At 71.2% G+C, this 20,634-nt stretch carries 19 protein-coding genes; 11 read left to right on the top strand and 8 right to left on the bottom strand.

The window, feature by feature from the left end; all coding sequences use genetic code 11:
* Positions 1-43 precede the first annotated feature (43 nt).
* On the bottom strand, positions 44-1,438 hold the full coding sequence (locus tag OG285_RS19395; protein ID WP_371791690.1) for a M1 family metallopeptidase: 1,395 nt from the start codon (positions 1,436-1,438) through the stop codon (positions 44-46).
* A gap of 131 nt (positions 1,439-1,569) precedes the next feature.
* On the opposite strand from OG285_RS19395, the gene OG285_RS19390 reads away from it, so the two are divergent.
* Positions 1,570-2,067 (top strand): hypothetical protein, encoded by a 498-nt coding sequence (locus OG285_RS19390; protein WP_356827759.1) that lies wholly within the window; start codon positions 1,570-1,572, stop codon positions 2,065-2,067.
* Between the two features lie 227 nt (positions 2,068-2,294).
* Here OG285_RS19390 and OG285_RS19385 read toward each other — a convergent pair whose 3' ends face one another.
* On the bottom strand, positions 2,295-2,978 hold the full coding sequence (locus OG285_RS19385) for a pentapeptide repeat-containing protein (RefSeq protein WP_356827757.1): 684 nt from the start codon (positions 2,976-2,978) through the stop codon (positions 2,295-2,297).
* 163 nt (positions 2,979-3,141) lie between these two features.
* Between OG285_RS19385 and OG285_RS19380 the strand changes: the two genes are divergently transcribed.
* The 3 genes from OG285_RS19380 to OG285_RS19370 all read left to right on the top strand — a co-directional run bounded on the left by OG285_RS19380 (position 3,142) and on the right by OG285_RS19370 (position 7,024).
* A complete protein-coding gene (locus OG285_RS19380) occupies positions 3,142-4,302 on the top strand; it encodes an NAD(P)-binding protein (protein WP_356827755.1) in 1,161 nt (386 codons plus the stop codon).
* A 157-nt stretch (positions 4,303-4,459) separates the two neighbouring features.
* Entirely contained in the window at positions 4,460-6,007 is a 1,548-nt protein-coding gene (locus OG285_RS19375; protein WP_371791689.1) for an MFS transporter, read from the top strand.
* A 288-nt stretch (positions 6,008-6,295) separates the two neighbouring features.
* Positions 6,296-7,024 (top strand): YoaK family protein, encoded by a 729-nt coding sequence (locus tag OG285_RS19370; RefSeq protein WP_356827751.1) that lies wholly within the window; start codon positions 6,296-6,298, stop codon positions 7,022-7,024.
* Positions 7,025-7,061: 37 nt separating this feature from the next.
* On the opposite strand, the gene OG285_RS19365 is transcribed toward OG285_RS19370, so the two are convergent.
* Together OG285_RS19365 and OG285_RS19360 are read right to left on the bottom strand one after the other, a co-directional pair.
* Positions 7,062-7,538: a GNAT family N-acetyltransferase gene (locus OG285_RS19365; RefSeq protein WP_356827743.1), complete on the bottom strand. Its 477-nt coding sequence runs from the start codon at positions 7,536-7,538 to the stop codon at positions 7,062-7,064.
* Positions 7,539-7,547: 9 nt separating this feature from the next.
* Positions 7,548-8,417, bottom strand: coding sequence for an aminoglycoside phosphotransferase family protein (locus OG285_RS19360; protein ID WP_371791688.1), 870 nt, complete (start codon positions 8,415-8,417; stop codon positions 7,548-7,550).
* A gap of 128 nt (positions 8,418-8,545) precedes the next feature.
* Between OG285_RS19360 and OG285_RS19355 the strand changes: the two genes are divergently transcribed.
* The 3 genes from OG285_RS19355 to OG285_RS19345 all read left to right on the top strand — a co-directional run bounded on the left by OG285_RS19355 (position 8,546) and on the right by OG285_RS19345 (position 12,668).
* Entirely contained in the window at positions 8,546-9,235 is a 690-nt protein-coding gene (locus OG285_RS19355; protein WP_371791687.1) for a rhomboid-like protein, read from the top strand.
* A gap of 59 nt (positions 9,236-9,294) precedes the next feature.
* Positions 9,295-10,719 (top strand): NAD(P)/FAD-dependent oxidoreductase, encoded by a 1,425-nt coding sequence (locus OG285_RS19350; RefSeq protein WP_371791686.1) that lies wholly within the window; start codon positions 9,295-9,297, stop codon positions 10,717-10,719.
* Between the two features lie 224 nt (positions 10,720-10,943).
* Positions 10,944-12,668, top strand: coding sequence for a hypothetical protein (locus tag OG285_RS19345; RefSeq protein WP_371791685.1), 1,725 nt, complete (start codon positions 10,944-10,946; stop codon positions 12,666-12,668).
* 30 nt (positions 12,669-12,698) lie between these two features.
* Here OG285_RS19345 and OG285_RS19340 read toward each other — a convergent pair whose 3' ends face one another.
* Both OG285_RS19340 and OG285_RS19335 read right to left on the bottom strand, forming a co-directional pair.
* Positions 12,699-13,265, bottom strand: coding sequence for a MarR family winged helix-turn-helix transcriptional regulator (locus OG285_RS19340; RefSeq protein WP_371791684.1), 567 nt, complete (start codon positions 13,263-13,265; stop codon positions 12,699-12,701).
* Positions 13,262-13,405 (bottom strand): hypothetical protein, encoded by a 144-nt coding sequence (locus tag OG285_RS19335; protein ID WP_371791683.1) that lies wholly within the window; start codon positions 13,403-13,405, stop codon positions 13,262-13,264. The genes OG285_RS19340 and OG285_RS19335 overlap by 4 nt, the downstream gene beginning before the upstream one ends.
* Positions 13,406-14,038: 633 nt before the next feature.
* On the opposite strand from OG285_RS19335, the gene OG285_RS19330 reads away from it, so the two are divergent.
* The 4 genes from OG285_RS19330 to OG285_RS19315 all read left to right on the top strand — a co-directional run bounded on the left by OG285_RS19330 (position 14,039) and on the right by OG285_RS19315 (position 18,818).
* On the top strand, positions 14,039-15,955 hold the full coding sequence (locus OG285_RS19330; protein WP_371791682.1) for an alpha-L-fucosidase: 1,917 nt from the start codon (positions 14,039-14,041) through the stop codon (positions 15,953-15,955).
* Positions 15,956-16,130: 175 nt separating this feature from the next.
* A complete protein-coding gene (locus OG285_RS19325; protein ID WP_371791681.1) occupies positions 16,131-16,943 on the top strand; it encodes an SAM-dependent methyltransferase in 813 nt (270 codons plus the stop codon).
* A 213-nt stretch (positions 16,944-17,156) separates the two neighbouring features.
* A complete protein-coding gene (locus OG285_RS19320) occupies positions 17,157-18,050 on the top strand; it encodes an alpha/beta hydrolase (protein WP_371791680.1) in 894 nt (297 codons plus the stop codon).
* A gap of 117 nt (positions 18,051-18,167) precedes the next feature.
* Entirely contained in the window at positions 18,168-18,818 is a 651-nt protein-coding gene (locus OG285_RS19315; protein ID WP_356827725.1) for a TetR/AcrR family transcriptional regulator, read from the top strand.
* Between the two features lie 87 nt (positions 18,819-18,905).
* Here OG285_RS19315 and fabI read toward each other — a convergent pair whose 3' ends face one another.
* Together fabI and OG285_RS19305 are read right to left on the bottom strand one after the other, a co-directional pair.
* Positions 18,906-19,685 (bottom strand): enoyl-ACP reductase FabI, encoded by a 780-nt coding sequence (gene fabI, locus OG285_RS19310; RefSeq protein ID WP_371791679.1) that lies wholly within the window; start codon positions 19,683-19,685, stop codon positions 18,906-18,908.
* On the bottom strand, positions 19,682-20,545 hold the full coding sequence (locus tag OG285_RS19305) for an alpha/beta hydrolase (RefSeq protein ID WP_356827721.1): 864 nt from the start codon (positions 20,543-20,545) through the stop codon (positions 19,682-19,684). The genes fabI and OG285_RS19305 overlap by 4 nt, the downstream gene beginning before the upstream one ends.
* Positions 20,546-20,634: the final 89 nt, after the last annotated feature.

The raw sequence follows: 20,634 nt of genomic DNA, 5'->3' as shown, positions 1-20,634 counted from the left end.
GGGCCCCGGCCTACCCGTCCCCGAGTCCCGGCGATAAGCACAGCTACGGCCTGGCCGGCTTGTCCTTGCCGTACAGCCACTTCTGCCAGATCGCGCTCAGGTCCTTGCCGGTCTTCTTCTCCGCGTACCGCGTGAAGTCCGCCGTGGTGGCGTTGGAGTACCGGTGGTCCCGGGCCCAGCCCCGCAGCAGGGCGAAGAACGCGTCGTCACCGGCTGTCCTGCGGATCATCTGGAGCACCATCGCGCCCCGCCCGTACACCGGCGAGGCCGAGATCTCCTTCGGGCCCGGCGGGTCGGCGGGCGGGAAGTCCCAGTTGCCCTCCGAGTCGTAGGCGTCGTCGAAGTGGTCCTGGATGCTCTCGCCGCCGTGGTCCGCGTCCCACAGCCAGGTCGCGTACGTCGCGAACCCCTCGTTCAGCCACATGTCGCGCCAGGACCCGGGGGTCACCGAGTCGCCGAACCACTGGTGGGACAGCTCGTGGACCAGCGTCGACAGGCTCGCCTGGTCGCCGGGGAGCACCGGCCTGGTCTGGGTCTCCAGCGAGTAGCCCGCGGCCCCGTCGGGGGCGATGACCGCGCCCGCCGAGTCGAAGGGGTACGGGCCGAACTGCTTGCTCTCCCAGGCGATGATCTCAGGGATCCGGGCCACCACGGAAGCGCTGCTCTTCTCCTCCGACGGGGCGACCGCCGTGAAGACCGGCAGCCCGGACGGCGCCGTGAAGGAGTGGGTCTTGTAGTGGCCGATCGCCAGCATCGCGAGGTAGCTCGCCATCGGCCGGTCGGTGTGCCAGTGGAAGGTGCTGCGGCCCCCGCTGGTCCGCTGCGAGGTCAGCCGGCCGTTGGAGACGGCCTGGAGCCCGGCCGGAACGGTCACCTCGATGTCGTACGTCGCCTTGTCGGACGGGTGGTCGTTCCCGGGGAACCACGCCATCGAGCCGGTCGGCTCCCCGAGGGCGAGCGCGCCGTCCTCGTCGTCCGGCAGCCAGCCCTCCTCCGACGCGTCCGGGTCGGTGATCGTCTTCGGCTCGCCCGCGTAGCGGACGACGGTACGGAAGGTGGCACCCCGCGCGAGGTCGTGGTGCGGGCGGATGGTCAGTTCGGTGCCCGCGCGGTTGGCGGGGGCGTAACGGCCGTCGACGGTCGCGCGCCGCACAGTCATCCCCGTGAAGTCCAGGTTGAACGCGGAAAGGTCCTGGGTGGCGCGGGCGGTGATGTCGGCGGTGCCCGTGAGCCGGCCGGAGTCCGGGTCGTAGGCGAGGGTCAGGCTGTAGTGGCGGACGTCGTAGCCGCCATTGCCGAGCCGGGGGAAGTACGGGTCGGGATCGTGCAGCCGGTCGCCACCCGGCTTCCCCTGCACACCCCCGCCACAGGCCGCGAGGAGGAGCAGGGCGGCCCCCACCACTGCGGGTACGGCTGTACGGCGTCGACGCTGGTCCACGTCTCGATCCTATGAGCGAGCGGGTGGCGACGGCGCACCGCGGTCCCCGCGGGACGTCCGCGCGTCGCGGGAGCGTTCCGGGCGCACGCCGGGCGGCGCCCCGACCCGCCCGCCCGTGACACCATCGACCCGTGCTCGACATCGGCTACTCCCTCTCCCGCCGCTTCCCGGATCCCCCGCAGACCGACTACCGCCGTGCGGACGTCCGCGCGCTGCGGCACGACCTGTTCTGCGGTGACGTCTACCTCGCCGACACCAAGGCGGACCGCGAGGTGTCCACAGCCTGGGGATGGGTTCCGGTGCTCGACTTCGCGTGGGCGCTCTGCGACATCGTCGAGCAGGTCGACCGGGACCCGCGCGGCAACCGCGCCTCGCGGCCGCAGCACGCGGAGCTGGACTTCACCGAGTCGACGGACCGGATGCTCTTCGAGCGGCGGTTCGGGTGGGTGGATGTCGCCGCCGACTGGATGCCGGTGGAGGAGGATCCGCTGACGTTCGGGCACAAGGTGCTGCGGCGGGAGGCAAGGGACTTCCTGCACGACCTGATCGCGGATCTGGCGGACATGCATGAGGGCCTTGCGGACAATCCGGTGATCTGGGACCTGCAAGGACGCTTCCCCCGGGTGTAGCTGTGCAGCCGAGAAGCCGAAGCCGAAGCGGAGACAGCGGGCTGGAGCGAGCAGCGGGCGCGGGCGGCAGGCGAGTGCAGCGCGGGCGGGCGGCAGGGCGAGCAGCAGGCGCAGGCGGCAGGCGGAGGCGGCAGGCGGAGAGACAGCAGGCAGCGGGCAGCGAACGGCGGCAGCAGCCAAGCGCCGGCGGGCAGGGACAGGCCCCCCGAGAACCGGCCCCTCCGCGGCTACTCGCCCGGCGTCGCCACCCGTACTCCGATCTGCGCGGCGAACGCCGGTGCGAGCGAGAGCAGTTGTGCCGGGCTGATGACCGCCCCCGCCAGCCGCTCCACCCCGCGGGCGATGTCCAGCTCGGCCACCGTCCGCAGATCGACGTCCTTCATCCGCACTCCGCTGAAGTCCGCCCCGCGCAGCGTGCACCCGACGAACTCCACCCGCTCCAGCCGCGCCGAACCGAAGTCCGGTTCCGTCAGGACGCAGTTCTCGAAGAGGACGTCCTTGAGCCGCGCCTCCCGCAGGTTCAGATAGTCGATCTTCCCGCCGCGCACCACCACCCGTTCCAGCACGGCTCCGTGCAGCTGGACGCCGCCGAGCCGTGCGTCCACCACCTCGACATCGCGCAGGGACGCCTCCGCGAGGTTCGTCCCCACTCCTCTCGCCCCGGTCAGTACCGAGTCGATGAAACGCGCCCGCACCAGCTCCGTCGTCTCCAGCACGCACTCGCGCAGTGAGCAGTCCATGAAGCGGGCGCCGCGGCCCGACTGTCCTGTGAAGTCCTCGCCGGTGAACTCCAGTCCGTCATAGTCCCCATCGGGCTCAAGGCCCCGCCCGGCGTATGGGCTGAGAGGCGGAAGTCGCACTTCCGGCCGCCGTACCTGTGGGGTTCTCTTCGTGCCGTTCCGTACTGCCATGTCTTCATGGTGACCCACACCACTGACATCGAACCTTCCCGGATGTCACATCTGCGTCCGCTCCATCCGTCCTGATGACAGAGAGCGTCCGAAAAAGAGCGGGTGCCCTCCGGAACAGACACAGGACAGGACAGCAGGACAGGACACGGAGAAGGGACGGACCATGCGCCGTATCACCGTGGTCGGCGGGGGTTTCGCCGGGCTGACCGCCGCCATCGCCGCCGCCGATTCGGGTGCCCGGGTCACCCTGCGCGAGGCGCACCGGACCCTGGGCGGGCGGGCGCGTACGGCCGAAAACCCGTATCGCGTCAACGAGGGACCGCACGCGATCTACAGCGGCGGCCCGCACTGGGCCTGGCTCAGACAACAGGGGCTGCTCGGCCCGGTCGTGGCCGTGCCGGCTCTGGAGGCCACCCGGCTGCGGCTCCACCGAGGCGGGGCGCTGCGCAGGACACCACCGCTCGCCCTGCTCAGGCTGGCGCGGCGGCCCGCCGGGCAGGCCCCCGTCGGGCAGGACTTCCTCTCCTGGGCGACCTCCCAGGTCGGCGAGGCGGGCGCCCGCGCCGCCGCCCACTACGCGGGGGTCGCCCTCTACCACCACGATCCGGGCTCGCTCTCCGCGGCTTTCGTCCATACCCGGCTGCGCCGTGCCGCCTCGCTGCCGCCCGAGGCACACTTCGTACGCGGTGGCTGGGGCGCCCTCATCGACCGGATGGCCGCCCGCGCGCGGGATCTGGGCGTACGGATCGAGACCGGCGCCCGGGTCACCGAACTCCCGACGGCGGAGGGGCCGGTGATCGTCGCGACCTCCCTGGACGCGGCCCGGCACCTCCTCGGCGACTCCAGTCTGCGCTGGCCCAGTGGCCGCACGACCCTGGTCGACATCGCGCTCAGGACCCGGCGCGGAGACGCCTGGATCATCTCCGACCTCGACGCACCCGGCTGGATCGAACGCTTCACCGCCCAGGACCCCTCCCTGGCCCCGGCCGGCGAGCAGCTGATCCAGTGCCAACTGCCCATCGCACCGGGCGAGTCGAAGGCGGACGGGGTCGCCCACGCCGAACGCCTGCTGGACCTGGGCTTCCCCGGCTGGCGCGAACGCCTCACCTGGCGCAGCTCGGCCGTCGCGGCAGGGCGCACGGGCGCGGTCGACCCTCCCGGCACCACCTGGCGCGACCGGCCCGCCGTCCGCCGCGGCGACGGGGTGTTCCTCGCGGGCGACCGGACCGCCGCACCGGGCATGCTCGCGGAGGTCTCCTTCAACAGCGCGATGGAGGCAGCCACCCTGGCCTGTACCTCAAGTGGAATCGAGGTTGCCCGGTAGCGCCGTAGCCCCAGGAGAGCCACGGCTGACAGCGGCCGGCACCCGTCACCACCGTCCGGCACCGGCTCATATCGCCGTACACCGTCTGACACCGTCTGATGTCGGTCATCACGGCCGACAAGAAGCGAACAGCCACATTCTGTGATCCTCTGGACAGATGAGCGACCCGGCGATATCCACCCCGGAGCCCACCAGTCCCGACCAGCCCGACCCCCACCGCTGGTGGGGGCTGGCCATCATCGCGCTGGCGCAGCTGATGGTGGTGCTCGATGCCACCATCGTGAACATCGCCCTGCCGTCCGCGCAGCACGACCTCCACCTCACCAACGGCAACCGCCAGTGGGTCATCACGGCGTACACCCTGGCGTTCGGCGGACTGCTGCTGCTCGGTGGCCGAGTCGCCGACCTCGTCGGCCGTAAACGCACGTTCATCATCGGCCTCATCGGGTTCGCCGCCGCCTCAGCACTGGGTGGCGGGGCGGTCGACGGCACCATGCTCTTCGCCGCCCGCGCCCTCCAGGGCGCGTTCGCCGCCCTTCTCGCGCCGTCGGCGCTGTCCCTGCTCACCACGACCTTCTCGCTGGGCAGGGAGCGCGCCAAGGCGTTCGGCATCTACGGCGCCATCGCGGGCGCGGGCGCGGCCATCGGGCTGCTCCTCGGCGGCGTCCTCACCGAGTTCCTCGACTGGCGCTGGTGCCTGTACGTCAACGTGCCCATCGCGGCCATCACCGTCTTCGGCGCCTTCGCGCTGCTCAGCGACCGCCAGGGGCAGAAGGAGAGCCACCTCGACATCCCGGGCGCGGTCCTCGGCTGCGGCGGCCTCGTCGCGATCGTCTACGGCGTGAGCGAGGCCGAGTCGAAGGGCTGGTCCTCGACCCTGGTCATCACCCTGCTGATCGTCGGCGCCGTGCTGCTCGCCGTCTTCGGCTGGTGGCAGCGGCACACCCCCCACCCCATGCTGCCGCCGCACATCGTCAGCAACCGCAACCGCGGCGGCTCGATGATCGCCATGGGGACGGCGACACTGGCCATGTTCGGCCTCTTCCTGTTCCTGACGTACTACCTCCAGAACATCCTCGGCTACAGCCCCTTGCGCGCGGGTGTCGCCTATCTCCCGATGTCCGCGATGATCATCATCACCTCGACGCAGATCTCGGCCCGGCTGCTCCACTACGTACCGCCGCGCCTGCTGATAGCGCCCGGGATGCTGATCGGCGCGGGCGGGCTCTTCGCCCTGACCTTCATCGGGACGCACTCCAACTACGTCGAGCACATCCTGCCCGGCACGCTGATGCTCGGTCTGGGCATGGGCCTCGTCTTCATGCCGGTGATGGCGACGGCGACCTCGGGTGTGGCCCCACAGGACTCGGGTGTCACATCGGCGACCGTCAACACCGCCCAGCAGGTGGGCGGATCGATCGGTACGTCGCTGCTCAACACCATCGCGACGACCACCACCGCGAGCTACCTCGCCAGCCATGTGCGCCCCGGCGTGAGCAAGCTCCAGCAGGAGCAGCTCTCGAAGACCGCCGTGGTGCACGGATTCAACATCGCGACGGCGTGGGCGGCGGGCTTCATGGTGGTGGGTGCGCTGGTCGCGTTCCTCCTGGTGACCGCGGGCTCGCCGAGCCGGCGCGAGGCGGCGGAGGCGGATGCCGCGGGGGCCGCGGACGGCGCAGCGGCCGCAGGTGAGGAACCGGGCTGACGCAGGGGCAGGCCGGACCCTGAGTCTGAGTCCCTCCGCGGCCGGCCGAATCGCTGGAGCCGAGTGGCGTTGCGCGACCGAGTGGCCTCGCGGGGCCGAGTGGCGTTGCGCGACCGAGTGGCCTCGCCGGGCCCGGAGTTCGGTCTGCCGTGCGCGGCTGGCTGACGGCGACCGGCTGGAGCGGCCGCTGTCAGCAGTTCCTGGTCTTGGCCCGGTGTGCCCTGCACCATGCAGGCGACAGCCGAGTTCCGGGCCGCGTGCGCGTGGCCTTCTGGAAGGACCCCGCCCGTGTTCACGACTCTGCGCGACGCCCGTGCCACCCTCGTCCCCGATCCGGAGGGCCGGCACGGGCCGCTGCCGCCTCTGCTGCTGGCCCTGACCGTCGTGACCGGGCTCGTGGACGCCTACAGCTACCTGGTGCTCGGGCACGTGTTCGTGGCGAACATGACCGGCAACGTCGTCTTCATGGCGTTCTCCCTGGCGGGCGCACCCGGCTTCTCCCTGACCGCTTCCCTGCTCTCACTGGCCGCATTCGCCGTCGGCGCCTTGTTCGGCGGGCGTCTGGGGCACCGTTCCCCGCATCACCGGGCCCGCTTCCTGCTCACCGCAACGCTCGTGCAGACCGCGCTGGTGCTGACCGCGTTCGTCATGAGCCGGACGGTCGAGAACCCGGCCGGAGGCTGGGCGAAGCCCGTACTGATCGTGCTGCTCGCCCTGGCGATGGGTCTGCAGAACGCCGCCGCCCGGCGCCTGGCGGTCCCCGACCTCACCACCACCGTGCTGACCCTGACCATCACCGGCATGGCCGCCGACGGCCGCCTGGGCGGCGGGCCGTCGGCCAAGGCGGGCCCTCGGCTGCTGTCGACGGCCGCCATGTTCTGCGGCGCCCTCGCCGGGGCCGCGCTGATCATGCACGGCCAGCGGCACACTCCCCTGCTCGTCGGCTCCGTCCTGATCACCGCGGTCGCGGCGGTCCTGCTCACGCAACGCCGCTCCGCCCGGGCGTGGACCGCCTGAGCATGGCGGCACGAACGGTGCGGCCGGTGAGCCAGCCCTACTCCGGCGCCCCCAGCCCGGCCAGCGCGTCGTCCGTCAGCCGGTAGACCGTCCACTCGTCCTGCGGCCGGGCGCCCAGGGACTCGTAGAACTTGATCGACGGCTCGTTCCAGTTCAGGACCGACCACTCCAGCCGCTCGTACCCCCGCTCCACGCAGGTCCGCGCCAGTTCGGTCAGCAGCGCCTTTCCGTACCCGCCGCCGCGCAGTTCCGGGCGTACGTAGAGGTCCTCCAGGTAGATCCCGTGGACCCCTCGCCACGTCGAGAAGTTGAGGAACCACAGGGCGAACCCGGCGGGCTCCCCCTGCGGTGTCTGTGCGATGAACGCGAACGCCGCCGGGCGCTCGCCGAACAGGGCCTCGTGCAGCTGCGCCTCGGTGGCGCGGGCCTCGTCCAGGGCCTTCTCGTACTCCGCGAGCTCGCGGACCATCGCGTGGATGACGGGCACATCGGCGGCTGTGGCGTTGCGAATCATGGGCGCAGACTAACCAACGACCCCGGACGCCAGCAGAGCGCGCCCGATCTCCGCCATCTCGGGGCTCAGCCGCCGGCTGCCGCCGTCCACCACGTCCCAGAGGCTGTTCTGCAGGACGCGCCCGAGCGTCCACGCCCGGGCCCGCTCCCGGTCCCCCGCCATCCCCAGCGCATCCGTCATCAGGTCGAACCGCCGCAGCAGCCCGCCCTCCCCGAAGCGGTTCCACAGCGCGGGCAGCAGCTCGAACCCCGGGTCGCCCGCGAGCGGCTTCGGGTCAATGGCCAGCCAGGGCTCGCGCCCGGCCGCCAGGACGTTGTCGAAGTGCAGGTCCCAGTGGAGCAGCCGGTCTCCCGGCTCGCCCGCCACCTCCCGTACGGCGGCGGCGCAGCTCTTCAGCAGCCGCCGGTCCGCCTCGTCCGCCAGGGACCCGACCGCGTCCGGTACGCGGTCGAGCATCCGGGCTGTGATGTCCCCGAGCCACCGCGTCCCGTCCGGCGCGGGCACGGACGTCAGCCGGGCCAGCAGCCCCGCGATGACCTCCGTCGCCACCAGGACGTCCGGTACCGACGCCAACGGCCTCGCCTCGTCCAGCCGCTCCAGGAGCATGGTCCCGGTCGCCGGGTCGTGGTCGAGCAGCCGCACGGCGCCCCGGCCGTCCCAGACCCGCAGCGCGACGGGCTCCCCCTCGGTCTCCGCGTCCACCTCCTGGAGCTTCAACGCGGCCCGCGTCCCGTCGGCCGTCCGCACCACGGGCAGGACGACCGCGACCCGGCCGCGCATCGGCGGCCCCTCCTGGCGTAGCCCCCACCGGTCCAGGAACTCCCCGGAGTGGTCCGCCGTACCGCCATCGCCCACCGGCTCACACACGTAGCTCCTCATTCCCGATCCTGCTGATCGTTCCCGATCCTGCTGCTCATTCCCGAGGATTCCCGATTCCCGCCCTGATCCCCGCTCCAGCACGGCGCGTGCCCCCGGCCCGCGGGGAGCGAACGAGCAGAATCGGGCGTATGAACCGCGCCCTCCACGCCGTCGTCTCCTACCTCCGCAGCGCACCGGGCACCTACGTCTGGCTCCTCATCCTCTTCGTCACCACCATCGCGCTGCACCAGATGTCACCGGAGTTCGAGCGGGCCTTCCTCGGCAGGCGCTCCACCAATATCCATGAACTGTCCACGCATCCGGTCCGGGTGCTGATCCAGAGCGCGATGTACATCGACGGCGGCGGCTGGGTCTCGTACGCCGTCCTCTACACCGTCTTCCACGCGCAGGCCGAGCGCTGGCTCGGCACGCTCCGCTGGCTGGCCGTCGCCGTCCTCGCGCACGTCCTCGCCTCCTTCATCAGCGAAGGCGCCCTGCTCTGGGCGATCCACCACGACCGGGCCCCCGATTCGGCCGTGAACACCCTTGATGTGGGGGTGAGTTACGCCCTCGCCGGGGTGGTCGCCGTACTGACGTACCGGATCGCGCGGCCCTGGCGGTGGGTGTATCTGGCCGGTGTCCTCGCCGTCTTCGGCCCGCCGCTGTTCACCGACCGCACCTTCACCGACCTGGGTCACTTCGCCTCGGTCCTCATCGGCCTCGCCTGCTATCCGCTGACCCGGGGCATCGGCGGACCGCCGTGGAACCCGCTGAGTCTGCTGACCCCCCTGCGGCGCTACGCTCCCGGCAACCGCCGGAGGAACACCGAACGGCCCTGATCAGACGGTCCGATCAGAGGGTCCGATCCGGCGGACCGGTCCAGAAGGCAGAGGTCCCCATGAGCTCCACCGTCAGTGGCACAGGCAACGGCACCGTCAACGGCGGCATATCGTTCTGGTACGCGGACCAGGGCACCCCCCTCGCCCGCGAACCCCTGCCGGGCGACGCGAGCGCCGACGTGGTGATCGTCGGCGGCGGATACACCGGGCTGTGGACGGCGTACTACCTCAAGAAGGCCGTCCCGTTCCTCAACATCACCGTGCTCGAAGCCCGGTTCTGCGGGTACGGGGCGTCCGGCCGCAACGGCGGCTGGCTCTACAACGGCATCGCGGGCCGCGACCGGTACGCGAAGCTGCACGGGCACGAAGCGGCCGTCCGCCTCCAGCGGGCCATGAACGACACCGTCGCGGAAGTCGTCAAGACGGCGGCCGACGAGTCGATCGACGCCGACATCCAGCAGGGCGGCGTCCTCGAAGTCGCCCACACACCGGCCCAGTTGCAGCGGCTCAAGGACTTCCACTCGGTGGAGATCGCCTTCGGTGAGACGGGCCGCACCCTGCACGGCGCCCGCGAGACCGCCGAGCGGATCCGGGTCACCGGGGCCGTCGGCTCGACCTGGACCCCGCACGGCGCCCGGCTGCACCCGGCGAAACTGGTGCAGGGCCTGGCGGACACGGTGGAAGCACTCGGCGTCACCCTCCACGAGTCGACACCGGTCACCGAGATCAGGCCCAAGCACGCGGTCACCCCGTACGGAACGGTCCGCGCGCCCTACATCCTGCGCTGCACCGAGGGGTACACGGCAGGGCTCAAGGGCGCCCGCCGCAGCTGGCTCCCGATGAACTCCTCGATGATCGCCACCGAACCGCTGCCACAGGCCGTCTGGGACACCATCGGCTGGGAGGGCGGCGAGACGCTCGGCGACATGGCGCACGCGTACATGTACGCGCAGCGCACCGCCGACGGCCGGATCGCGCTCGGCGGGCGCGGCGTCCCGTACCGCTTCGGCTCGCGCGCCGCCCGCTCCGACCGCGCCGGGCGCACCGAGCCCGCCACCATCGACGCGCTGCGCGAGGTCCTGGTCCGCTTCTTCCCGGCCACGGCGAGCGTACGGATCGACCACGCCTGGTCCGGCGTGCTCGGCGTCCCGCGCGACTGGTGCGCCACCGTCACGCTCGACCGGTCGACGGGGCTCGGCTGGGCGGGTGGTTACGTCGGTTCGGGCGTGGCCACCGCCAACCTGGCCGCCCGTACCCTGCGCGACCTGATCCAGCAGGACTCCGGCCAGTCGGGCCCGACCGACCTCACCACGCTCCCCTGGGTGAACCACAAGGTCCGCAACTGGGAGCCGGAGCCGCTGCGTTGGCTGGGCGTGCACGGCATGTACCGGGCGTACCGGGCGGCGGACGCCCGCGAACTCACCGCCCGCAGCACGGCCACCGACCGGATCGCCACGATCGCGGACCGGATCTCGGGTCGCTGAGTTCCGCGGGGGGGGGGCGGACGTGGACGGGACGGATTCGGCGCGGTGGGTTCGGCGCGGTGGCTGCACCAAGTCCGGTGGTACAGAAGGTAATCGGGAGTTCACGGGCCCCCCGGCGGTGGTAGATACACAGCAGGCACACAATTTCGGTGTTTCGGTGTTTCGACAGTGACGGTCCCCGGGCGCATCGGCGCCGGGCGACCCGCGACCGGGGGGTATGCGGCATGTCCGGGGATCAGCAGGACGGGGCGGCGAGAGGCAGCGGCGGCGAGCCCGAGCCTTCGGCAGGGTTCGGGCCGCCGGAGGTACTGGGCGGGGCGGGCAGCCCCGGTGTGGCCGACGGCCCCGAGGTGTACGGCGGATCCGGCGGGTTCGGCCCGCCGCCCCCGTCGCCTCCCCCGATGCCCACCATCCCGCCCACACCGCCCGCACCACCCACACCGGCGGACCCGCTGCGAGCCGTGGCCGTGGGGCTGCTCAACCTCAGCGGCCTGGGTCTCGGATATCTGCTGCTCAGGCGCTGGCTCGCGCTGGCCGTGTGCTGGGTGGCCACCGGCGCGCTGCTGGCGATCGCTCTGCCCGCCGACCCGGACGGCGTGCCCGCCGGCGCGCTCGTCGCGTATCTCGCCGTCCTGGTCCTGGCCGCGGCCCACGGCGCGTACCGGGGTCTGCGGCACAGCGTCATCAGGCCGCCGCAGACGCCGGTCGCGGTCGTGCTCGGCCTGGTGCTGCTGGCCGCGCCCGTCGGCGGGGTCGTCCTGTACGACGGGGCACGCGACGAGGCCACCCAGCAGATGCTCCTCGACCGGCTCGCCGGTGCGGACCAGCTGGTCACACAGGCGAAGGGCCAGCAGTTCACCACGGCGCGGGCGTCCTACGGCAAGGCCCTGACCACCTACCGCGACCTCGGCGCCCAGCACCCGGACTCCCGGGCCGCCCGCCGTGTCCCGGCCTCGCTGAACACGTACTACGAGACGGTCGCCACGCCGTTCGGCGAGAAGAAGTACTGCGACGCCGTCGAACCGCTGACGTATCTGCGGACGGTGCCCGGGACGTACGGCAGGAAGCAGCTGGGCGCACTGGCCACGTGGCCCGACGACAAGCTCGCGACCTCGTTGTACGAGTGCGGGGTGACCGGCCTCGGCACCGGAAAGGACGTCGTGTCACCGGACGGGGACCTGGGCGAGCTGCTCACGACGTTCCCCTCGTCCCCGCAGGCCGCGAAGGTGGAACCGGCCGTCAGCTCGGAGATCGACAAGGCGGCGGGCGATCTGGAGGGCTCAGCACCGTGCGCGGCCAACGAGCGTCTGAAGATCCTCCAGGGCCAGGCCGTGGGCCTGCCCGGCAAGGAGGCGGGCGTGGACGGCGCCCTCACCGACGCGCTGCGCGAGGACGCGGCGACGGCGGGCAGGAAGGTGCGGTCGGGTACGTACTCCTGCGGTGTCGACGAGTACAAGAAGGGGGACTTCACCGGGGCGCAGCAGACGCTGACCGACTTCGCGAGCACCTACCGGAGCGACAAGAACCGCGCCCGCGCCCAGAAGATCGCCATCGCCGCGGAGATCGCGCAGAGCGAGGCCGCGGCGGGCAAGCACCTGCCGTCGACGGCGTCCGGCGGCAGCATCCCGGTCACGATCAGCAACGACAGCCCGGACGAGGTCGAGATCCTCTACACCGGACCGGTCACCGGAAGCTTCAAGCTCAAGGCGTGCAAGGGGTGTTCGGCATACTCCAGCGACGTGACGGCACAGCTCACCGCCTGCAAGGGCGGCAAGAGCTACCCGAAGCGGACGATCTCCCTGCCGCCCGGCACGACGTACTTCCTGCACAAGTCCCTGAACAGCTCGAACACCACGTCGGGCAGCAACACGGCCAAGATCCGGCCGGGCTACACCTACACGGAGTGCGCGTACGTGGTGCAGCGCATCGGATCGGGCTACACGTCCTGACCTGCGCCCGCCGTCACGGGTGGCACCGGTTCAGAACCCGGTGCCGCTCGTGAGTACGTCCCGGGCGCCCGGCCCCTCCGGCCGCCCCACCGGACTGTCGGCCGGGCTCTCGGCGGCAAGAGTCAGCGCCCTGAGCCCCCTGACCAGACCGGACCGTACGTCCACCGGCAGCCGGCCCACCAGCGCGGAGACTTTCCGGTGCCGGTGCTCCAGAACCGTCCCGACCAGCCCCGCGCCCTCGCCGGTGGTCCGCAGGACGACCTCCCGCCGGTTGTCCGGATTGACCTTGCGGTTGACCAGACCGCCCGCCTCCAGCCGGTCCACCATCCGCATCGCCGTGGACGCGTTGACGTCCAGCAGGGCCGCCAGCGCCGCCAGCTTCACCGGCCCGCTGGAGTCCAGCACCACCAGCGTCCGCAGCTGCGGGAGGGTCAGGGCGCTGCCGACCTCGGCGAGCGCGCGCGCCGAGAGTCCGACCAGCAGCCGCGCGGCGGCCATCACCGCGGCGGTGACCTCGGCGATCTCGTCAGGGGGACCGTCCGTGGGAGCGGCCGCGTCCCCGGCGCGGCTGCCCGCAGCCGTCTGCTCGCGCGTCATGCGGTCCGCCCACCGTTTCTGACCGCCGGGCTGTCCACCCGGGCGGTCCTGTCGTCCGCCGGGCTGTCCGCCCGGCTCATCAGGCCGTTCATCAGGCTGTTCATCAGGCTGTTCATCAAGATGTTCATCAGGCCGTTCACCAGCTCGTTCGCCGGCTTTCATCAGGGCCACAGCAATCATCGCAGTCTGCAATGGTGGCCTGGGCGCCGCTCAGTCATCCGTACCGCACCAGTATCCGGGCATCCGGGCGCGGCACCCTCTCACGCCACGGACTGCCCCTGCCACAGTTCGCCTTCGGCATTACCGCACCGGGCTCCACCGCTGACCGGCATCGTCTTCCACCTCGAACCGACCCATGAGATGTACGCGATGCCCCCATGGTGATCACCGCGTCCTCGGCCTATCTCCTCTCGGCGATCGTCCCGAGCGCTTCCTCAGCCTCGTCCCGCACCGCTTCGGGCAGGGGGGACAGCAGGGCGGCGGGCCGCCGCCACGCAGTCCGGCGCGCAGGCCGGCACGCAGTCCGTCTTGCAGTCCGGAGCGAACGGGGCACGCACCGACGGCAGTTGATCCACAGTTGATCCACATGGGGCCCGGGGGCCCCGGGACGGACCCAGGGGCGGCCGATGCGCGTGCCGGCCGCCCCTCGCGGCTGTTCGCGTACGGCCCCTTGTCAACGCCCCCGGGCGCGCAGCAGACTGCTGCCCGACGGACAGACATTGGATGTCTAGACCATACGTTCCACTCTGCGTCCACGGACCGAAGGAGCACTCATGGGAACGCCTGTCGGGCGACGATCCGCACTGGCTCTGGGAATAGGAGTCGCCTCCCTGCCATTCCTGCCCGCCGCCCCCGCAGCCGCCTCCCCGGGAACGGGCAGTTCCAGTAACCCCCCACTCACAAAAGATCGGATTACTCCCGCCCCGCTGATCGAGATCGACGCGTCCGACACCCCGGACACCGTCGTGCGCAAGGCGGCGCATGTCGTCCCCCGGCCCTCCCAAGTCGCCTGGCAGCAGCGGGAGGTGACCGCGTTCACCCACTTCGGCATGAACACCTTCACCGACCGCGAATGGGGATCGGGCGCCGAGGACGAGGCGACCTTCGACCCGTCCGGGATGGACGCCGACCAGTGGATGCGTGCGTACAAGGCGGCCGGCGCCCGCCAGGTGATGTTCACGGCCAAGCACCACGACGGCTTCGTCCTCTTCCCGACCCGCTACACCAACCACTCGGTGATCGCGAGCCCCTGGTGGATCCGCACCGACGGCTGCTCCGACGCCGAACGGGACGCCACCGCCAAGGCCCGCGCAGAGGCCGATGCCCACCGCTCCGACGACCCGGCCGCCTACTGGCGGGCCAGGAACGCCGGCTGCCGCAACCCCCGGGGCGACATCCTCGGCACCTATCTGGCGGCCGCCCGCCGGGCCGGCCTCAAGGTGGGCGTCTACCTCTCCCCAGCCGACGGCTCCGAGCAGCCGCACGCCTGGCACGCCCAGTACGTCGAGAAGATCCGCGCCAAGCAGGCCTCGGGGCAGTCGCTCAGCATCGAGGAGCAGGCCACGGTCGACGACGGCGACCGCGCGCCCGGCGGCCAGGGCCGCTACGGCAGCGGAAGCCCGGTCGTGCGCCGTACGATCCCGACCCTGGTCCCCGACGACGACCGGGCCGACGCGCTCGCCGCGCACCGGATCCCGTCCTTCACCGTCCGGGCCGACGACTACAACGCGTACTACCTGAACCAGCTCTACGAACTGTTCACCCAGTACGGCCCCATCGACGAGCTGTGGCTCGACGGCGCCAACCCCTGGACCGACGCGGGGATCACCGAGAAGTACGACTTCACCGCCTGGTTCCGGCTCATCCACGCACTCTCCCCGGACACCGTCACCTTCGCCGGACCGCAGGGCACCCGCTGGATCGGCAACGAGAACGGGGTGGGCCGCACCACGGAGTGGAGCGTCACCCCCGCCACCGCCGACCCCGCCACCGCACACGGCGAAGGGCTGCTCCCGGACGGTCCCAGCGCCGCCGACATCGGCTCCCGCGACAAGATCACCGCACCCGGGATCGAGTACCTCCAGTGGTTCCCCGCCGAGGCGGACGTCTCGCTTCGTCCGGGCTGGTTCTTCCACGCCGACGAGAAACCCAAGACACCGCAGCAACTGGTCACGATCTACGAGCAGTCGGTGGGCCGCAACGCCGTACTCCTGCTGAACGTCCCGCCGGGCCGTGACGGCCGCGTCGCCGCGCCGGACGTCGCCTCCCTCACCGCGTTCGGGAACTCCGTCACCGCGACGTACGGGCACAACCTGCTCACCGCGGGACGCGGCCGCCGCGACCCGGTCCTGCGCGCCCTCACGGACGGCCGCCTCACCACTTCCTGGTCACCGTCCCGCGGAGCCACCACCGGCGCCGTCACCGTGAAACTGCCCGCGCACCGCGCCTTCGACCGCATCCGGCTCGGCGAGGACATCACGCGGGGCCAGCAGGTGGAGCGGTTCGCCGTCGACATCTGGACCGGCACCGCCTGGCAGCAGGCCGCGACCGGCACCACGATCGGCTACGCCCGCATCCTGGCGCTGCCCGAGCCGGTACGCGGCGACCGCATCCGGATCAGAATCCTCCAGTCCCGCACCACCCCGCGCCTCGCATCGGCGTCGCTCCACCTGAACGTGCCACCGGAGTAACGCGCCACCGAGGCAACGCGCCGCCGAAGTGACGGGATCCCGGGGGCAGTCGGCAGGCGGCGCCCCCGGCCCCGGAAACCGAGAAGCGGCAGCTCCGCACGTCATCGACACCCCGCGCCCAGGCCTCCGTCACCGTTCCTGAAGTACCGTCTGAGGAGATTTTCGGCAGCGAGGAATGGAGCGGCCTGTGCGCAGTGCGCGCGATCGGATCGACACGTCAACGGCTCACTCCGCCCGGGTGTACGACTACATCCTGGGCGGCAAGGACCACTACCTCGTCGATGCCGAGGCGGGCGACGCCATGTGCCGGCACTGGCCCGCGCTGCCGGTGCACATGGGCGAGAACCGGCGGTTCATGCACCGCGCCGGGCGTTACCTCGCCCAGGAGCGGGGCATCCGGCAGTTCCTCGACATCGGGACCGGCCTTCCCACCGCACCGAACCTGCACGAGGTGGTGCAGCAGGTGGCACCGGAGTCGCACGTGGTCTACGTCGACAACGATCCCATCGTCCTCGCCCACGCCCGTGCCCTTCTGGAGAGCACACCCGAAGGCGCGACCGCCTACGTCGACGCCGACATGCACGATCCCGACGCCATTCTGGACAGCCCGGAGTTCCATGAACTGCTCGATCTGAACGAGCCGGTGGGCCTGATGATCATCGGGATCCTCCACTTCATCCAGTCGCCGGACGACCGGCGCCTGGTGCGGCGGCTGCTCGACCCGCTGCCGTCGGGCAGCTACCTCGCGATGACGATCGGCACCGCCGACTTCGCACCCGATGAGGTCGGGCGGGTGGCCGAGGAGTACGCCCAGCAGGGCATGCCCATGGTGCTGCGCGACCTGCCCACCGCCACCTCGTTCTTCGACGGGATGGAACTGGTCGGGCCCGGCGTCACCCAGGTCCACAAGTGGCGGCCCGGCCCCGAGCAGGACGGCATCGACGACAGCGCCATCGCCATGTACGGAGCGGTGGCCCGCAAGCCCTGAGCCGGTGCCGGGCCGCTCCCCCGCGCCGCCGACCGCGCCGAGCGGCCCCGCCCCCGCGGGGCCGCGGTCAGGGGGCGATGCCCAGACGGGTGTGCAGTGCGCGGCGGCCGGGGTCGACGATGCGGATGGCCGTGCCGGGGTGAGGAAAATAAATGCGCACGGCCGTTCGTGCTAATATGAGCCCCCTCCGACGTCGATCGAGGAGCAGCGGGCATGAAGCTCAGCGAGGCAGTTACGAGCGTCACTCTCAACACCCTCTCCCGCATTCCGGGAGCGCCGGCAGGGGCGGCCGCGTTCACCCTGTTCCACATGCCGTTCGCCCGCAGCAAGGCACGCCCCTCCGAGCGTGCGCTGCTGGAGCAGGCACATATCGACCGCGTCCGCGTCAACGGCAGCCACGCGGTCACGTACCAGTGGGGCGACGGCACACGCCCCGTACTGCTGGTGCACGGTTGGCAGTCGCGGGGATCACGTCTGTCCGGGCTCATCGCCGGACTGCTCGACCGGGGGTTCAGCGTCATCGCCTTCGACGCCCCGGGCCACGGCGACGCGACCGGCCGGAGCGCCACCATCCTCGACTACCGCGCCGTCATCACCGAACTCCACGAGCGGTACGGCACGTTCGAGGGTCTGGTGGCCCACTCCATGGGCGCACTGGCATCGTTCTACGCTCTCACACACGGGGTGAAGGCGGAGAGGATCGCCGTCATCAGCGGGGTCTGCGACTTCGACTACCTGACCGACGCGTTCACCTCCGCACTCCGACTGCGCCCGGAGCTCACGGCCCGGCTGCACCAGGAGATCAAGAAGAACCTTTTCCCGGACCTCCCCGCCGACCGGTCGCCGTTCTCCGCCGCCGACACCTCGGAGGAGGTACGGTCACCGGTGCTCGTGGTCCACGACGAGGACGACAGCAGGATCGGCGTCGAGCAGGGGCGCCGGCTCGCCGCCGCTTTCGGCGACCGGGCACGGCTGGTCGTCACGAGCGGGCTCGGGCACCGGCGGATCCTCGGTGACCCCGACGTCGTGCGGACCGTCCTGGACTTCGTCGGGCAGGAGCCGGACCGGAACGCACCCGCGGAGTCGCAGAGCGTTTCCGCGGACTGAGGCCCCCGGCCCCCTCCGAGCCCCGGGCCACCACTAACCGCACGGACGTCCACCTATTGGCTACACTCGAGTAACCCCACCAGGGCCGCGAGGTCCAGCCCAGGAGAGCAGGTACACATGGGCACGACAGCCACACGCACGGACGGGCGGATCGAGCGCGGGAACCAGACCCGTCGGCTGATCCTCAAGCGCGCCGTGGAGATCGCGTCTGTCGAAGGCCTGGAAGGACTCTCCCTGGGGCGGCTCGCGAGCGAGCTGAAGCTGAGCAAGAGCGGCGTCTTCGCCCTGTTCGGCTCCAAGGAGGACCTGCAGCTCGCCACGGTCCGCGCGGCGATCACCATCTATCTGGAGCACGTGGTCCAACCGGCCCGGGACCTGCAGCCGGGGGTCGGGCGTCTGTGGCGCCTGTGCACCGGCTGGCTCAGTTACTCGCGGGAACGCGTCTTCCCGGGAGGCTGTTTCTTCTACTCCGCTTCGGCCGAGTACGACGCCCGGGAAGGCAAGGTCCATGACACCTTGGCCACATCCCGGGCCAACTGGATCGCGTACATGGAGAAGACGGCGCTGGAGAGCCAGCAGGCGGGCGAGGTCGACGCCGGGGCGGACATCCCGCAGCTCGTCTTCGAAATCGTCGCGCTCCTGGAGATGGCCAACGCCGAGTCGGTCCTGCACAACGAGTTCACCAGCTACGACAAGGCGGCCAAGGCCATCCTGAACCGCCTGCGCACCGTGGTCACCGACCCGTCGCTGCTGCCCGCCACCCCGTGACGCCATAGGCCGGAGCACTCTCGGCACGTGAGCGGCCCGCTCCCCCGGAAAGGGAGCGGGCCGCAGCTCCGTCGTTCGCCGGCCGTGTCACGCACCGACGGCGTGCACCCCACCGTCGACGTGCACGATCTCCCCCGTCGTGCGGGGGAACCAGTCGGAGAGCAGCGCGACCACCGCACGGGCGGCGGGTTCGGGGTCGGACAGGTCCCAGCCGATCGGGGCGCGGGTGTCCCACACCTCACGGAACGTCTCGAACCCCGGAATGGACTTGGCCGCCATCGTCTTGATCGGTCCGGCGGCGACCAGGTTGCAGCGGATACCACGGGGCCCGAGGTCCCTGGCCACATAGCGCGAGGTGGACTCCAGGGCTGCTTTGGCCACCCCCATCCAGTCGTACGCGGGCCAGGCCGTCGTGGCGTCGAAGTCGAGCCCCACGAGGGAGCCGCCCCGCTCCTCCATGAGGGGGAGACAAGCCATGGCGAGAGCCTTGAGGGAGTAGGCGGACACCTCAAGCGCGGTCGCCACGGAGCTCCATCCGGTCGTGAGGAAGTTCCCGCCGAGCGCGTCCTGGGGAGCGAAGGCGATCGAGTGCACCACGCCGTCCAGGCGCGCGTCGCCCCCCACCGCCTCCCGGACCCGCCCGGCGAGACTGTCCAGTTGCTTCTCGTCCTGGACGTCAAGCTCCACGAGGGGGGCCGGGCGCGGCAGCCGTCTGGCGATGCGTTCGACCAGGCTGAGCCGCCCATACCCGGTCAGGACCACTTCGGCCCCCTGCTCCTGAGCGATCCGGGCCGTGTGGAAAGCGATCGAGGACTCCATCAGGACGCCCGTCACGAGAATACGCTTGCCGGCCAGAATTCCGATCATCCCGCCATCACCTCGGTATCCGCTCCGGTCCTGACCTGGGTTGCCGCGACGAACGCGGCGATCTCCGCCACCACTTGGGGCGCGCCGAGAATCCGCCGGTGCCCGAACCGCCGGGTGGTGAACAGCCGGGCCCGGTCACCCACGGCCCCGGCGAGGCCGGCCGCCCGCTCCGGATCGACTGTCTCGTCGTTCTCGTCCTGCACGATCAGGAGCGGGGCGGGCGACGCCTCGATCCCGTCCAGGACCGAGAAGCGGTCCCACATGTCCCGCACGTCCGGGTACAGGTCCCGCTCGATGCGGAACCGCACCTCACGCTCCAACTCCGGGCTCAGCTTCATGGCCACGCAGAAGGTGTCGAAGAGGTACGAGAAGTCCGGCACGGGACTGACCGCGACGACCCGGTGGGCACGCACCCCTCCCCGCATGGACAGGAAGGCCGCGAGAGCTCCGAAGGAGTGACCGACCACCGCCGCGAACTCGCCGTGTTCGCCGTGGAGTTCAGCGATGATCGCCTGGTACTCCAGCAGGGTCGTGCTGTCCCCGCCGGACTCCCCGTGCCCGGGTGCGTCGAAGGAGACCGGGCTGCAGCCCCGTTCGACCAGTGCGGCGATGAGCTTCGCGTAGCGCGACGCACGCGATTCCCAGCCGTGCACGAGGAGCACCGGCCGCCGGCCGTCGCCCCAGCCGTAGGTGCCCACCGCCTGCCCGTTCACGCGCAGTTCGCCGGTGCGCGCGCTCTCGATGACCGTCCGCTCGTCGGGCCGGGCCCTGCTGCGGCCCTGCGGCCGCCGGAAGAGATCGAACAGCTCTCCCCCTTCAGCGGTCAGGGCCACACCGACGTCCGCCGCCGTGGGATCCATTCCACGCCCTCCACATCGCTCGGGAATGCGCAGATGTTAGCACGACCGTTCGCTCATATTTATTACCGGAATCCCGCCGGAAACCTCTT

The organism is Streptomyces sp. NBC_01471, from assembly GCF_041438865.1.
GTDB lineage: Bacteria > Actinomycetota > Actinomycetes > Streptomycetales > Streptomycetaceae > Streptomyces.
The sequence above is the reverse complement of the archived record's forward strand: the minus strand, read 5'-3'. Positions and strand labels throughout refer to the sequence as shown.

Bases quoted from the DNA above. Each gene is read 5' to 3' on its own strand.
- OG285_RS19355 (WP_371791687.1), top strand. From the start codon at position 8,546: ATGAACCGCGCCCTCCACGCCGTCGTCTCCTACCTCCGCAGCGCACCG.
- OG285_RS19375 (WP_371791689.1), top strand. From the start codon at position 4,460: ATGAGCGACCCGGCGATATCCACCCCGGAGCCCACCAGTCCCGACCAG.
- OG285_RS19340 (WP_371791684.1), bottom strand. From the start codon at position 13,265: ATGACGCGCGAGCAGACGGCTGCGGGCAGCCGCGCCGGGGACGCGGCC.
- OG285_RS19325 (WP_371791681.1), top strand. From the start codon at position 16,131: ATGGAGCGGCCTGTGCGCAGTGCGCGCGATCGGATCGACACGTCAACG.
- fabI (WP_371791679.1), bottom strand. From the start codon at position 19,685: ATGATCGGAATTCTGGCCGGCAAGCGTATTCTCGTGACGGGCGTCCTG.
- OG285_RS19350 (WP_371791686.1), top strand. From the start codon at position 9,295: ATGAGCTCCACCGTCAGTGGCACAGGCAACGGCACCGTCAACGGCGGC.
- OG285_RS19345 (WP_371791685.1), top strand. From the start codon at position 10,944: ATGTCCGGGGATCAGCAGGACGGGGCGGCGAGAGGCAGCGGCGGCGAG.
- OG285_RS19330 (WP_371791682.1), top strand. From the start codon at position 14,039: ATGGGAACGCCTGTCGGGCGACGATCCGCACTGGCTCTGGGAATAGGA.
- OG285_RS19315 (WP_356827725.1), top strand. From the start codon at position 18,168: ATGGGCACGACAGCCACACGCACGGACGGGCGGATCGAGCGCGGGAAC.
- OG285_RS19320 (WP_371791680.1), top strand. From the start codon at position 17,157: ATGAAGCTCAGCGAGGCAGTTACGAGCGTCACTCTCAACACCCTCTCC.
- OG285_RS19385 (WP_356827757.1), bottom strand. From the start codon at position 2,978: ATGGCAGTACGGAACGGCACGAAGAGAACCCCACAGGTACGGCGGCCG.
- OG285_RS19305 (WP_356827721.1), bottom strand. From the start codon at position 20,545: ATGGATCCCACGGCGGCGGACGTCGGTGTGGCCCTGACCGCTGAAGGG.
- OG285_RS19360 (WP_371791688.1), bottom strand. From the start codon at position 8,417: ATGAGGAGCTACGTGTGTGAGCCGGTGGGCGATGGCGGTACGGCGGAC.
- OG285_RS19365 (WP_356827743.1), bottom strand. From the start codon at position 7,538: ATGATTCGCAACGCCACAGCCGCCGATGTGCCCGTCATCCACGCGATG.
- OG285_RS19380 (WP_356827755.1), top strand. From the start codon at position 3,142: ATGCGCCGTATCACCGTGGTCGGCGGGGGTTTCGCCGGGCTGACCGCC.